Annotated in this window: 9 protein-coding genes and 1 pseudogene; 6 read left to right on the top strand and 4 right to left on the bottom strand. The window is 43.4% G+C overall.

Features of this window, described 5'->3' with window-relative positions; genetic code table 11:
- Positions 1-34: 34 nt before the first annotated feature.
- Both AC4MC0_RS03370 and AC4MC0_RS03375 read right to left on the bottom strand, forming a co-directional pair.
- Positions 35-3,631 (bottom strand): AAA family ATPase, encoded by a 3,597-nt coding sequence (locus AC4MC0_RS03370; RefSeq protein WP_491887276.1) that lies wholly within the window; start codon positions 3,629-3,631, stop codon positions 35-37.
- Positions 3,632-3,640: 9 nt separating this feature from the next.
- Entirely contained in the window at positions 3,641-4,894 is a 1,254-nt protein-coding gene (locus AC4MC0_RS03375; protein ID WP_491887277.1) for an exonuclease SbcCD subunit D, read from the bottom strand.
- Between the two features lie 397 nt (positions 4,895-5,291).
- Between AC4MC0_RS03375 and AC4MC0_RS03380 the strand changes: the two genes are divergently transcribed.
- The 3 genes from AC4MC0_RS03380 (at position 5,292) to AC4MC0_RS03390 (ending at position 8,030) form a co-directional block, all read left to right on the top strand.
- Complete coding sequence (locus AC4MC0_RS03380) at positions 5,292-6,269, top strand: GGDEF domain-containing protein (RefSeq protein ID WP_491887278.1); 978 nt, start codon at positions 5,292-5,294, stop codon at positions 6,267-6,269.
- Positions 6,270-6,603: 334 nt separating this feature from the next.
- Positions 6,604-7,050, top strand: a complete 447-nt coding sequence (locus AC4MC0_RS03385) for an ABZJ_00895 family protein (RefSeq protein ID WP_004694849.1) — start codon at positions 6,604-6,606, stop codon at positions 7,048-7,050.
- 59 nt (positions 7,051-7,109) lie between these two features.
- Complete coding sequence (locus tag AC4MC0_RS03390; RefSeq protein ID WP_491887279.1) at positions 7,110-8,030, top strand: TIGR01777 family oxidoreductase; 921 nt, start codon at positions 7,110-7,112, stop codon at positions 8,028-8,030.
- A 7-nt stretch (positions 8,031-8,037) separates the two neighbouring features.
- On the opposite strand, the gene thiO is transcribed toward AC4MC0_RS03390, so the two are convergent.
- Both thiO and hemB read right to left on the bottom strand, forming a co-directional pair.
- Positions 8,038-9,147, bottom strand: a complete 1,110-nt coding sequence (gene thiO, locus AC4MC0_RS03395; RefSeq protein WP_491887280.1) for a glycine oxidase ThiO — start codon at positions 9,145-9,147, stop codon at positions 8,038-8,040.
- 27 nt (positions 9,148-9,174) lie between these two features.
- Positions 9,175-10,188, bottom strand: a complete 1,014-nt coding sequence (hemB, locus tag AC4MC0_RS03400; RefSeq protein WP_125281232.1) for a porphobilinogen synthase — start codon at positions 10,186-10,188, stop codon at positions 9,175-9,177.
- Positions 10,189-10,296: 108 nt separating this feature from the next.
- On the opposite strand from hemB, the gene AC4MC0_RS03405 reads away from it, so the two are divergent.
- The 3 genes and pseudogenes from AC4MC0_RS03405 to AC4MC0_RS03415 all read left to right on the top strand — a co-directional run bounded on the left by AC4MC0_RS03405 (position 10,297) and on the right by AC4MC0_RS03415 (position 13,728).
- Positions 10,297-10,794: a thioesterase family protein gene (locus AC4MC0_RS03405; RefSeq protein ID WP_004694841.1), complete on the top strand. Its 498-nt coding sequence runs from the start codon at positions 10,297-10,299 to the stop codon at positions 10,792-10,794.
- A gap of 247 nt (positions 10,795-11,041) precedes the next feature.
- Positions 11,042-12,192: pseudogene (locus tag AC4MC0_RS03410) on the top strand (HlyD family secretion protein).
- Between the two features lie 6 nt (positions 12,193-12,198).
- Positions 12,199-13,728 (top strand): DHA2 family efflux MFS transporter permease subunit, encoded by a 1,530-nt coding sequence (locus tag AC4MC0_RS03415; RefSeq protein ID WP_491887281.1) that lies wholly within the window; start codon positions 12,199-12,201, stop codon positions 13,726-13,728.
- Positions 13,729-13,798: the final 70 nt, after the last annotated feature.

The following is a 13,798-nucleotide window of genomic DNA, read 5'->3' on the forward strand; positions in this document are numbered from 1 at the left end:
AACAGATCAAACTTTGACTTTCAAAACTCTAAAATTATCCCACTACCTCAATGGTACTGGCACCTGCGCCCAAAGCTTTGACTTGGATTTGCACAGGAATACGTTCATGCATTTCTTGGATGTGTGAAATCAGCACCACCTTACGTCCTTGGTTTTGCAGTTGATCGAGAGCATTCATGACCATGTGCAGGGACGATGCATCTAAAGTCCCAAAGCCTTCATCAATAAATAGAGATTCGATTTTCATTGAGCCTGAGGCCATATTGGCAATGGCAAGAGATAGGGCAAGGGCAGTCAGGAAAGACTCGCCCCCAGAAAGTGATGCAACGGAGCGGATCTCTCCATCCATATCATGATCAATAATAGCCAGACTCAGCGAATGCTCTAAACGCTTTAAGGTATAACGCTGTGAGAGTTGGTTGAGCTGTTGGTTGGCATGTTCCAGTAAAATATCGAGATTATATTGCTGCGCATAATCACGGAATTTTTTGCCAGTGGCATCTCCCATGAGGCCTGAAATTTTCCCCCAACGGTGTTCTTCCTGTTGTATGGCTTGAATCTGATCTGCAAATTGCTTTTGTTTTGCGACATTTTGCTGATGCAATTCGAGTTTGAGTTTGAGCTGATCGCGTATTTCAAGTTGTGTTTGTAGTGCCGCTTGATGCTCCTGCATTTGCTGTTGTAACTGTGCTGGGTCAATCTCAGGTTGATGGCCCAGATGTTCACTCAACTGCTCTTGCATAGTTTTCAATGCAGCATGTGCTTCATTTACTAGGCGTTCTGCATGCTGTAATTTCTGACGAATGTGCTGTTCCTGAGCCGAGTTAATTTGAGCCAGCGCATCTAAATCAGGCTTATGAAAATCAGGGTGCGCATTGAGCCAGTGTTGAAGGGTATTTTCTACTTGGCTGGCACTGGTCTGATTCTGCTGTAACTGGGCTTTGAGCTGTTCTAGCTGATTTTTTTCCTGTTCGAATTGATGGCGCAATTGCTCAAAATGTTGTTTCAGCTGTTGATAATGGCTTTGCATCTGCTGGCGATGTTGATCGTGCTGAATGAGCCATTCATTGGCTTTGATGTCAGTTAAGCCTGTCATTTGTTGGATTAATTGATTGGCTATTTCTGTATTTTGCTGTCCTCTTTGTTTGATCTCACTGAGCTGCTTGTTAGTTTCAGCGATGTGCCTACTGGTATTTTCGATATTCAGTTGATTGGTCTTGAACTGTTGTGTGGTTTGTTCGCATTGCTGACGCCATTGTTCCAACTGTTCCAGTTGTTGTGAACGGGTATTTAGACGTATCAAGATTTGCTGAGCGGTTTGGGTGGTCTGCTGTTGCCAAGCTGTTTTTTCAGCTTCAGATAAACACTGCACGATATGCTGAACTTGGTTTTGCAAACCGTTCGCTGTTTGTAGTAAATGTTCAATCTGTTGAATGTTTTGGATGCATTGTTGCTGGATTTTAATATTGTGTTGCAACAACTCAGATTGTTGTTTGAGTTGTTGCAAATTCAACTGATATTGCTGAGCCATTTGCATGAACTGAGTCTTCAATTCTGATGCTGTTAGGGTGAAGTCGAGTGCCATATTTGCTGTTTGACTGTGTGCGATTAACACGTGTTGCAAAGTACTAATTTTTTCAGAAAGTTGCTGAATTAAAGTTTGGCGTTGTTCTATTTCAGTATTCAGTTTAGTCAGCTGCTGCTGCGCTTGTTGCCAGCCATCAAAGCAATTTTGTTCTTTCAGTGTTGCCTGTTGTTCCTGCTGCTGTTGAAGCTCAAACAGGGCCTTGGAGAGCGCAGTATCTTCCACTTTATAAGGATGTGAGGTACTGCCACAGACTAAACAGGGTTCGCCGTCTTGGAGTGCTGAGCGTAAATCTGCGATATTTTCAGCATGTAAAAGTCGCTGCTGTTGCAAAACCTGTTGCAGTTGGATGCGTTCACTTTTGGCAGCCTGAAAGGCTTGTTCTGCTTGTTGGCTATTGTGTTGCACGGCTTTAAGCTGTGTTTTGGCATTGTCGAGTTGTACTTGCTGTTCTGTAGACTCAGCCTGCAAGTCAAAAAACTGCTGAATTTTTTGCTGAATCAGCTCGAATTGACTGAGTTGATTGATTTTTAACTCGCGTTGCTGCTGTGTCTGCTCAACTTTGATTTCAAGCTGTTCGATCTTCCCGAACTGTTGAATCGACTGCTGTAATTGTTGTTTTTCTGATGCTAGCCGATGTTCAGCCTGAGTACGTGGCCCGAGTTGATGTTCAATTTTTTGATATTGATGAATGAACTGTTCTAGCTGTTGAGTATGGGCGCTGAGACCTTTGTCTAGGTTTACAAACTGTTGTGAGCTTTCCAGTTGCTGCTTACACTCGGTTTGCTGTCGCTCAATGTGTTGAATCTGCTCTTCAAGCTTTTGTTGTTGCTGGCTTAGGGGCAGCTTAGACTGCTCTAAAGCCTGCAATTTTTCCTGAACTTTCTTAAACTCAGCCCCAATAAAATCACGTTCTTGAATACATTTACGCACCTCATTTAATGCAGCATGATGGGTACTTTCAAACTGTTGTAGTTTATTGACTGCCATTTCAGCTTGCGTAAATTGGACTTTTTCACTTTCAAATTTAAGTTGTAAATGATCGAACAGTTGTTGCTGTTGTTGAATACGGGGCGTCAGTTGCTGCACAGTTTGCTGTAACTGTTGTTGTTGGAATACCACAGCACGAATTTCTGAAAAGATCTCCAAACGAGCCAAATGTTCGCGCTCAGGAGTTAAATCTTGTTGTAACTTGCTTTGTGTATCGAAGAGTTGTTGTTTGCTAATGATTTCACTGTCGAGTTTATGTTTGCGCTCAAACCATTGTTGTTGTTTTTCCAGTTGCGACTTTTGAGCTTCAAGCTGTTTATAATCCCTGTCACACTGCTGAAACTGTGTCGATAATGCAGTGACTTGATCATCGGTCAACAGTTCAATATGACCCAGTACATTTTCCAGTTCTTTGCGCTGTGTGGCGACGGATTTGGTTTTCTCATAAGCCAGTTGACCAATTTTCCCAAAAATAGCGGAATTGGTTAGATATTCCAGCAACTCACCGCGTTCATTGTCCCGTGCTTTTAAAAAAACGGTGACCTCAGATTGGGCCAATAAAACGGCACGAGTAAATTGTTCAAAACTGAGCTGTGTGATGCGTTTGATATTTTCATCGACGGCTTTGGCTTTATCCGCAACCACAACACCATCGGTGACACATTTTAAAGAACGCTGCACACTTTGCAGTTTGCCGTCTGCTTTTTCCCGCGAACGTTTTAATTCCCAACGCGCGATATAGCGTTTTTGGTCTTGTGCAATAAAGCATAGCTCGGCATAGCCATGTGCAGTGCCACGACGCAGTACGGTCAATGGGGAATTGGTGAGCAGCTCTGAGCCATCGACATCTTGAAGTTTCCCATCACTGTCTTTTAGTCGTGGAATACGGTTAAACAGGGCCAAACACATAGCATCTAAAATGGTGGATTTACCTGCGCCTGTTTTCCCCACAATGGCAATCAGACCTGCACTGGCAAGGGGATCGCTTTCAAAATCAATCAGATGTTCGCCAGAAAGTGAAGCAAGGTTCTTAATTCGAATCGATAAAATATTCATACTAAACCTTTAAGCCTCTTGTTCATCTGCAAGGGATTGTTCTGCTTCACGCATTAAGCTCATGAAATCGTTTAACACTTCTGCATCATTGTGATAACCCTGTTTTTCCCAAATTTGCTGAAACAGTTTTTCTGGTGTAGGTGGCTCTAAACTCACTTTAGTGGGTGCATTGGGGTCTTGCTCAGTCGCTAAATATTGACGTGAAATACGGACTAAACGATAACGGTCTTTGGGTAGAGCCTCTTCGAATTGTTGTCTTAAATTGGGCTGCGGTGGAACAGCAGTATGGTATTCAATATCAACATATTCACGTTGATCAAGGTCTTGGATAGCGCCTTGAGGCAATGCTTGCAGTTTCTCCAATACCTCATTGAGTTCACCGCGTATTTTATGCAGTTGAATACTTCGTGGTATTGCTAAAACATTCAATTGAAAACGGGATGAATCGTTTTGTGTGGGATCAAGTATTACTTCAACAACTTGATGTTTATAGTTAATTTCACTAAAAGATAGTGGAATCGGGGAGCCACTATAGCGGATATGCGCTTCACCGACTTTTTGCGGTTTATGCAAATGTCCGAGCGCTACATAGTCAATGATTTCATCAAATAATGCTGTTGAGAGTGCTTCTTCATTACCAATTACAATGGGCCGTTCAGAGTCTGAGGTTTCGCCGCCTTGCATATGTGCATGAGACATTAAAATCAGGGCTTGATCTGCTGTTTTGCGGGCTTTGGCCTCAGCAATCAGTTGTTGATGCAAATAGGCAATCGCATTTTGGCTATTGGTGGTGTGTTCATTAAAGCCTGTAATTTCAGCAGGACGTAAAAAGGGCAGGCTCAGACACCATGCCACAGTATTTTGTTGCTCATCTAAAATTGGCACCAATAAGTGCTCAAGATCGATCTGCTGTTGACTATTTTTATGAATCACTCCCACCGCTTTGGCATTGTATTTGGCCAATAACGGTTCAACTTGTTCAATGCGGTAGCCTGAGTCGTGGTTGCCTGCAATCATCAGGGTTTGCATATGCGGTGCACGTGCATGCGCATCTGCTAAGAACTGATAGAGTTGCTTTTGTGCGGACGATGCAGGGTTGATGACATCGAAAATGTCTCCTGCAATCAAAAGCGCATTTGGCTGTCTTGCACTGATTTGTTCCAGTAACCATGCTAAAAACTGTTCATGTTCATACTGACGGGAATGGTTATAAAAAAACTGTCCCAAATGCCAATCAGATGTATGAAAAAAACGAACAGCCATAGATACCCCAAGCTCAAAGCGCAATAGAGCTATAAGCTAACATAAATCAAAATTATTCGATGGATAATTGTCGCTACGACGACAATCTTTGACCTGATAGTTGAGTGCCTATTTTTAAGTTGAATTGCACAGAAAAACTATTGAGCGATTAGGTGAAAAAGAATGTGATGGGTTTATATGATTAACACTATAGTAAATAGATAAATTATGATTAAAAAATGTTCTTTTAATAGGGTATTATGTAAATCTATGAAATTGTATATCGTGTCGAAGTCATAAATGAAATGTGAACATCGATCACGGATTCAATTTTGAGACTTTATAAGAATGATTTATGCAGAATGTCTAAAAAATAAGTCATGCCTTGAATAGGACAAGGTATAAGGAGAACATAACTATGTCTGATTCTATTTTCAGTTCGCCCCGTATTGTCAATGATCTGGTATATAAGACGCTGATTGAATCAACACTTGCTATTCCTTGGAGTATTGATTGGGAAACCAAAACGTTTAGTTATATTGGCCCACAAATTGAAAAAGTGCTGGGTTGGAAGCAAGACTCGTGGAGAACAGTCGAAGATTGGGCGATGCGAATGCATGAAAAAGATCGTGCATGGGTGGTTGATTTTTGTGTGGCACAGTCGATTTCGGGGGTTGATCATGAGGCGGATTATCGCGCACTGACCATAAATGGAGAATATATTTGGATTCGCGATGTGGTGCATGTAGTGCGCAAACCCAATGGGGAAGTCGATAGTTTGGTTGGATTTATGTTTGATATTTCGGAGCGTAAAAAACAGGAACAAGAGTTAGAAATACTGAAAAAACAACTGGAAGAATATTCGTATCAAGACGGTCTGACGGAGATTGCCAACCGTCGCTTCTTTGAAGATAGCTACCAACGTGAGTGGCTCAATGCCCAGCGTGAACAGCAACCTTTGACCCTCATGTTATTGGATATCGATTATTTTAAACAATACAACGATCATAATGGTCATCTTCTCGGTGATGCTTGTCTGAAACAAATTGCACAAATACTGAAAAAAAGTGTCTCAAGACCACGTGATTTGGTCGCACGTTTTGGCGGGGAAGAGTTTGTTTTGATATTGCCTGATACAACACAAGCGTCTGCAATTGAAGTGGTGGAGCGTATTTTACAGAGTATCCGTACCGCTGATATTTGCCATAGTACATCACCATTGGATCAGCGTTTATCGGTCAGTTTAGGGGTGAAGACCATTATCCCAACCCAGAAAAATGACAAAATGGCCTTTTTAAAAGAGGTCGATCAGAATCTGTATTTGGCCAAAGAGCGGGGACGTAATGGTTATGTCATTCAGGATGCAGAAGACGTCCAGCACTTAAACTCATATTAACTTTTAAGCGCTTCTTCATCTATTGAGGTGGGGGAGCACTGAAAAATCAGTCCTCAAAAAAATAAAGACCGACGATTCGAGTGATGATGAAATCGTCGGTCAAAGAAAACTGCTTCACGCTTAAATGTCGGCTGCTGACAACATTTAAATTTGGAGCCAATCTTATTGCTCTAGGAAAGGTCACCGTACGTATTGTGGATGCCGGTACAATGTTGACGGTTGCTGCGACCTTGTATCCTATTTAACGCACATCAACTTCGATTGGTTGACATGAAAATGAAAAAAAACTGAATTTTTTTTATAATGATTTTTTGGTTGGGTTTAAAGTAGCGCTATGATTTCGCTAACACGATATTTTCTCTGGTTTTTTTTCATATGTTTTGTCTTTAGTTGTGTCTGTGGTGTACTCGCTGCTCTACTTCCGACAGGGATGGGAGCAGTATTAACGGCTGTACCTTATTTGGTGGCCATGATTTGGGTTTTACTTAAATTTATTAAGCAGCAGCGCCGTGCGCCAACCCAAGCAGAGCGGAAGAAATTCACTTTAGGTTTTAGTCTGATTTTTTGGAGCTATAACTTTGCCTTTCTCATGTTAGGTTTATTTATCTTTGCGCAGGGAGATGCTGAAGTTTGGCAAAACTTTATGCTCTACGTCCAACAACCGCAATTTATCAGTATGGTGGTGATTCTGATTTTATTGATCGCGATTCCGCTGTATGTGCTGACGTACTGGTTTTATGGCAAACAAGCAGAGCGTATGGCAGCAAAAATAATCGATTAATCGTAAAGCTTTCTTCTAAATGCTATAGTTTGATCAAAAGCATCATTTGAGATCACGCTATGCAAAAAGAACGTGTATTGGTGACAGGAGCAAGTGGTTTTATTGGTTCAAACTTGCTCGATTATTTATTAGAAAAAGATTATGAAGTGATCGGCTTAAGCCGACAGAAGAATCTGCCTAAAATTCACCCACATTTGACTTGGATTCGAGCTTTAGAAGAACTCAAGCATGATCGCATTGATTATGTGGTGAATTTGGCAGGGGAAAGTATTGCTCAGGGGCGTTGGACAGATGCCCGCAAACAAAAGCTGATCGCCAGTCGTGTTGAAACGACGACGATGCTCTATCAATATCTCGCTAAAAGAAAGATTCAACCGAAATGTATTATTTCAGGTTCAGCAGTGGGCTATTATGGTATCGATCCGACTGAACAATGGACAGAGTGTTGTAATGAGCAGTCAGCGCCGCAGTCTATTTTTATGTCAGAGTTGTGTCAAAAATGGGAACAATCTGCACGGCAAGACACGTCGCAAAATACCAAAATTATTCGTTTAGGCGTGGTCTTTGGACGTGGGGCCGGCATTTTGCCGCAAATGTTGTTTCCGATCAAAATGAACTTATGTGGACGTATTGGTTCGGGGCGGCAACCTGTGGTCTGGGTGCATATTCAAGACGTGCTGCGAGCGATTGAGTTTTTAATGTTGCATGAAACGACTGAGCAAGTTTTTAATGTCGTCAGTCCAGAAAAAGTTACCCAGTCAGCATTTGCACAAACTGCAGCGCAAATTCTAAAACGTAGACCTGTACTTTCTTTACCAGCTTTTGTGCTGAAGTTACTTTTAGGCGAGCAGTCTCAACTGGTGCTGAATGGTCAATTTGTTCGCCCCGAAGCATTGAAAGCACAGGGGTTTGAGTTTAAATATCCCACTTTAAAAGAAGCCTTGATCCACATTATTCAACCGCAAAATTTAGCCAAGTAGCGTTTGATCAAGCAAAGCTTACCAAACGCTCAGGACTATAGGCACTGGCGTTAACCGTTAAGCTTTGAGCCAACATCAATTCGCGTAGCAGTCGAGCAGATGCAGGCCCCATACATAGACCATTTCTATAGTGACCGAAATTTGCCCAGAGATTGGCTATTTCGGGGAAGGGTCCGATATAAGGAACACCCGTTGGTGAACTTGGGCGTAGACCCGCCCAATGTTTCACAATTGGGAAATCGGCCAGTTCAGGCACCATGTCCAAACAGGCTTTATAAATATTTTGCTGGGTCTGTAGAGAAGGACGTTGGTCAAAACCGACATCCGCCATGCTTGAACCACAAACGATATGACCATCCAAACGTGGAATCAGATACATAACCTGATTCATACACATGGTTGGTAGCCAGTTTTCAGGGGTTTTAAACAGCAGCATTTGTCCTTGTACGGGGTTCACTGGAATGCTGCACTGGAGTTGTTCGGACCAGTGCTGTGACCATGCACCTGTCGCAATCACCACATGATCTGCCGAATAGCTCTGACCATCAGCAGTTTTTACCCCTTGAACTTGCTGGTTGAGTATGTCAAAGGTATGCACCCATGCTTGCTCATGAAAGGTGACTTGTGGCTGCCGTTTGAGATATTCCACAATCGACTTGAGCAGTCGCGGATTGCGGACATTGGCCAACTGCGGAAAATGGATAGCTTGTTGAAAGCGCGAAGAAATGCGCGAATTGACCTGTTCCAGTTGTTCGCGTTGCAAACGTTCACAATGCTGCATCGGTTCTTGATGTTGGTCTTTATAATTTAGGCCAATGTCAAAATCAGCTTCATCAAAAATCAGCATGCCTGTTTCATGGATTTCAAAATCAATCCCCGAAACGGGGCTAATTTTTTCATTCCATGCTTGATACATGCTTTTGCCATATTTGGCGAGGTCATTGACACTTTGTGGATAGCGCCATGGGTACATCGGGGAAAGAATCCCTCCACCTGCCCATGAAGCCGCTTGTCCCGCTTGCTGTTGGTCAAAAATCTCAACCGAACAACCATGTTCAATCAGCTCAAGCGCTGTCAGTAAACCACTGATTCCTGCGCCAATGATGGCAATATGCATTGAAATTCAATCCTTTTAAACGCGCTGTTATTTCATGTCTTTTAGTTTCAGTGCCGCTTCTTCTGCAAAATAGGTCCAGATGCCATCTGCACCCGCGCGGCGGCAGCTCATCAGTGATTCAATAATCACGCTGTCCGATAACCAGCCGTTTTGGATGGCCGCTGCGAGCATGGCATATTCGCCACTGACTTGGTAAACGAAAGTTGGCACGCCGAAGTTATCTTTGACTTCACGGACAATGTCCAAATACGGCATACCCGGTTTCACAATCACCATGTCAGCCCCTTCTTGAATATCAAGGGCAATTTCATGTAATGCTTCTGCGCGGTTGCCAACATCCATTTGATAGTTGTATTTGTTGCCACCTTTAAGGTTGCTGGATGAACCGACCGCATCACGGAAAGGGCCATAGAAGCTCGACGCGTATTTTGCTGAATAGGCCATGATTGAGGTGTAGATATGACCATTGGCTTCAAAGGCTTGACGAATCGCCCCGATACGACCATCCATCATGTCACTTGGCGCAAATACATCTGCTCCAGCTTCAGCGTGGCTTAACCCTTGTTTGATCAGGGCTTCAACGGTTTCGTCATTGAGTACATAACCCGTGTCATCAATGATGCCGTCTTGGCCATGCGTAGTATACGGGTCAAGTGCACCATCGGTAATCAGCACCATTTCAGGTAATTCTTTTTTGAGCAGACGTAGCGTGTTTTGAACCACACCATCTTCACGCCATGCTGCTTCGGCACTTAAGCTTTTATCTTCTTGGGGAGTAACTGGAAATAGCGCCAGTTTCGATACGCCAAGTTCAAGTAAACGTTCTGCTTTTTTTAAGAGTAAGTCCGCAGATAGGCGTTGCACCTTCGGCATACTGGGGATGTCTTGCGTCTGGTTCTGTCCTGGCAGGACAAATACTGGATAGATAAGATGATCTGTCGTTAAATGGGTCTCGCGAACCATAGAGCGCAGATGTTCATTTTTACGAATACGGCGCATGCGAGTAGCAGGGAAGGCGGGACGATTGAACGTATAGGTCATACAAATCTCGATAATCGGTATTAAACTAGGTCAGTATTGTAGACCTATCTTATGGCTTTGGGCACATATTGACGGGTTTTTATTGTTTTAAGAGTGAAGCAGAGTGTTATGAGTAGTGGTGAAAAAAGCTGGACGGGCAGCATACACTTAGGAGCAAAAGTGGATATAGATGTAGTTTTTGAGCAGTTGGTTAAGGCTTTTAATGCGTCGCCATTTTTTAAGCACAACACCATGACTATGCGAGTCGTTGACGGGCAAATTGAAGCCTATATCGATATGCAAGATTACTTAATTGGCAATGTTGCGTTCCAAATTTTACATGGTGGCGTGGCTGCAACGGTTTTGGACAGTATTGGTGGCATTGTAGCGATGGGGGAACTGTATAAAAAAGCGGAACCTGACACGATTGCGGACACCATTAAAAAAGTATCCCGTTTAGCTACAGTGGATATGCGGGTCGATTATCTCGCGCCGGGACGTGGAAAATACTTTATTGCCCGTGCTGAAACTCTAAGATTGGGGCGTAAAGGCTGCACCATGCGCATGACCATGGTCAATGATGAAGGCAAATCGATTGCAACTGCTATTGCTTCTTATGCTTATTAGTTTTAAATTAATTAAGTATTTAATATTCAAGTGAAATTTATAGCATCTAATAGGAAGTTGGATGCTGAAAACTAAAATAGACTGAGCAGTTACAATTTACTTTCTCAAAATGTGATTATTTGCTCTTAGAATGCATCAAATTTTATTGTGACTTTCTCATCGACACCAATGCAGACAATACTTGTCTGATGTCCCTTTCGCAGGGATGATGCCGGCTGACCAAGTCTGTTAGATTTAGGAAAAATCAATGACAGATGCCTCAAATACACTGCCAGATACTGATCCAGCCGATCAAATCAATGATCAAGCACTGAAAGCCAAACGTAAGAAAAGCTTAGGTTTCGTGGCTATGATCCTGATCATTGCTGCCATTTTATTCTTGATTTGGAAACTGTTCTTTAACCATTCGGTTTCAACTGATAATGCTTATGTGGGGGCGGAAACGGCCTCGATTACTTCTATGGTGACTGGCCAAGTTGAAAAAGTGTTGGTCAGTGACACGCAAACTGTAAAGAAAGGCGATGTGCTGGTTTTGGTCGATCATCGTGATGCTGAAATTGCTGTAGCCCAAGCTCAGGCCGAATTACTTAAAGCACAGCGCCAGTATAAACAAAGTGCGGCCAATATAGCTCTTTAAACTCGCAAGTCTTTGTGAGTGATGACGCCATTCACAGTGCTGAAGCGCAAGTGGCTAAAGCCAAAGCAGAGTTGGATAAAGCGCAAGATGATTTGAACCGTCGTCAGCAGTTGAGTGCGACAGGCGCGATTTCTAAAGAAGAATTAAGCACAGCACAAGCTGCTTTAAATAATGCACAAGCGGGCTATAACTTGGCGCAAGCGGGTTGGGCGCAGGCTAAATCCAGTCAGAAAGCTGCGCAAAGTAATTTGGCTGCAAATGAAGCTTTAATTCAAGGCAGCAATGAAAATTCGACTCCCGATGTTTTGGTTGCGCAAGCAAAACTGAAACAAGCTTTACTTGATTTAGAACGTACTGAAATTAAAGCACCATTTGATGGGGTGGTGACGAGCCGAAAAATTCAAGTTGGACAGCGTGTGGCGCCGGGTTCGGTACTCATGGTGGTGGTGCCAATTTCACAGTTATATGTCGACGCGAACTTTAAAGAAAGCCAGCTGGAAAATGTACGTCCAGGTCAAAAGGCAGTTTTAACCTCAGACTTGTATGGCGACTCGGTTGAGTTCAATGGCACGGTTTTGGGCTTTTCTGGTGGAACAGGTTCAGCCTTCGCGCTGATTCCTGCACAAAATGCCACAGGCAACTGGCTTAAAGTGGTACAGCGTTTGCCTGTGCGTATTCAACTCGACCCGAAAGAGTTGGCTGAACATCCTTTACGTGTTGGCTTGTCAATGGAAGCTCAAATCGATTTGAAATCGAAGTAGTTGCACATGAATAGCTACGTTCCCTATGGTGACTTAAAGGGTGGTCGCCTGATGCTGGCGGCCTTTGTCCTCGCTTTGGCCAACTTTATGGTCGTGCTGGACATGACCATTGCCAATGTTTCTGTGCCTCATATTACGGGGAGCCTTGCCGTATCGAGTTCGCAAGGAACATGGGTGATTACCTCTTATGCCGTGGCTGAAGCGATTTGTGTCCCTTTAACAGGCTGGCTCGCAGGTCGTTTTGGTGGCGTGAGGGTTTTTACCTTAAGTCTGATTGGCTTCACCATATTTTCGGTATTTTGTGGTTTATCGACCAGTTTAGAAATGCTGGTTTTCTGCCGAATTGGCCAAGGTTTATTTGGTGGCCCGATCATGCCGCTCAGTCAGATGTTACTGATGCGGATTTTTCCTCCAGAAAAGCAATCCCAAGCGATGGGCATGTGGGCAATGACGACGGTGGTTGGCCCGATTCTTGGTCCGATTTTAGGAGGAACCATCAGTGACAACATGTCTTGGCATTGGATTTTCTTTATTAATATTCCTGTTGGGATAGCGTGTGCTTTTGCTGCGATGCGTCTGCTTAAACCTGCGGAAACCGCAACGTCCAAACTCAAAATTGATCGCGGTGGATTGATCCTCCTGATTTTATGGATTGGGGCATTACAGCTCATGCTCGATCTGGGGCATGAACGCGATTGGTTTAATAGCCCTGCGATCGTGATACTGGCTTTAACGGCTGTGATTGGCTTGGTGATTTTTACCATTTGGGAGCTGACCGAACGGCATCCAGTGGTGAATATCCAAATCTTTAGATACCGTAGTTTCACTATTTCAGTCTTGGCACTGGCCTTTGGCTTTGGCGCATTTTTTGGCAGTATTGTACTGATTCCGCAGTGGTTACAGATCAATTTGGGCTATACCGCAACTTGGGCCGGTTATTTAACCGCAACCATGGGTTTTGGTAGTTTAGCCATGTCACCCATTGTGGCGAAATTGGCAACCAAATATGACCAACGTGCACTGGCCAGTTTTGGTTTGAGCATCTTGGGCGGGGTGACCTTGATGCGCTCATTCTGGACCACAGATGCAGACTTTTTTGCATTGGCATTGCCGCAAATTTTGCAGGGCTTTGCTGTGCCATTTTTCTTTATCCCATTATCAAATATGGCACTGTCATCGGTATTGCCGCATGAAATGGCATCAGCCGCAGGTTTAATGAACTTCTTAAGAACTATGGCAGGAGCGATAGGCGCCTCTATTGCTGTCACTATTTGGGACGACCATACTAAAGTTGCACGTAGCGAAATGGTTGGCAGTTTGCATACAGATCAAACCCAGTCAGTGTTGATGCAGCAGGGAATGAGCGCGGAAGGTGCATTAGGCTATATTTCTAGTTTGGTGGATAAAGAAGCGTTGACCCTGTCGGCAAACTATATTTTCCTAATCCTAGCTTTGGTATTTCTATTTGCAGCATCCATTATTTGGCTCTGCCCTAAGCCTAAAATAGGGGCAGGCGGTGGTGGACATGCGCATTAGGGTAATAAAAAACCGCTTTTAGAAGCGGTTTTTTATTCTACATGTTATGTAGTTTTATGATGTTTTTGAT

It is taken from the genome of Acinetobacter sp. CAU_H_S139_7 (assembly GCF_058599305.1).

What these genes read in the sequence shown, in the direction of transcription:
- AC4MC0_RS03390 (WP_491887279.1), top strand. Translation starts at nt 7,110, where the DNA reads ATGCAAAAAGAACGTGTATTGGTGACAGGAGCAAGTGGTTTTATTGGT.
- thiO (WP_491887280.1), bottom strand. Translation starts at nt 9,147, where the DNA reads ATGCATATTGCCATCATTGGCGCAGGAATCAGTGGTTTACTGACAGCG.
- AC4MC0_RS03370 (WP_491887276.1), bottom strand. Translation starts at nt 3,631, where the DNA reads ATGAATATTTTATCGATTCGAATTAAGAACCTTGCTTCACTTTCTGGC.
- AC4MC0_RS03415 (WP_491887281.1), top strand. Translation starts at nt 12,199, where the DNA reads ATGAATAGCTACGTTCCCTATGGTGACTTAAAGGGTGGTCGCCTGATG.
- AC4MC0_RS03385 (WP_004694849.1), top strand. Translation starts at nt 6,604, where the DNA reads ATGATTTCGCTAACACGATATTTTCTCTGGTTTTTTTTCATATGTTTT.
- hemB (WP_125281232.1), bottom strand. Translation starts at nt 10,188, where the DNA reads ATGACCTATACGTTCAATCGTCCCGCCTTCCCTGCTACTCGCATGCGC.
- AC4MC0_RS03405 (WP_004694841.1), top strand. Translation starts at nt 10,297, where the DNA reads ATGAGTAGTGGTGAAAAAAGCTGGACGGGCAGCATACACTTAGGAGCA.
- AC4MC0_RS03380 (WP_491887278.1), top strand. Translation starts at nt 5,292, where the DNA reads ATGTCTGATTCTATTTTCAGTTCGCCCCGTATTGTCAATGATCTGGTA.
- AC4MC0_RS03375 (WP_491887277.1), bottom strand. Translation starts at nt 4,894, where the DNA reads ATGGCTGTTCGTTTTTTTCATACATCTGATTGGCATTTGGGACAGTTT.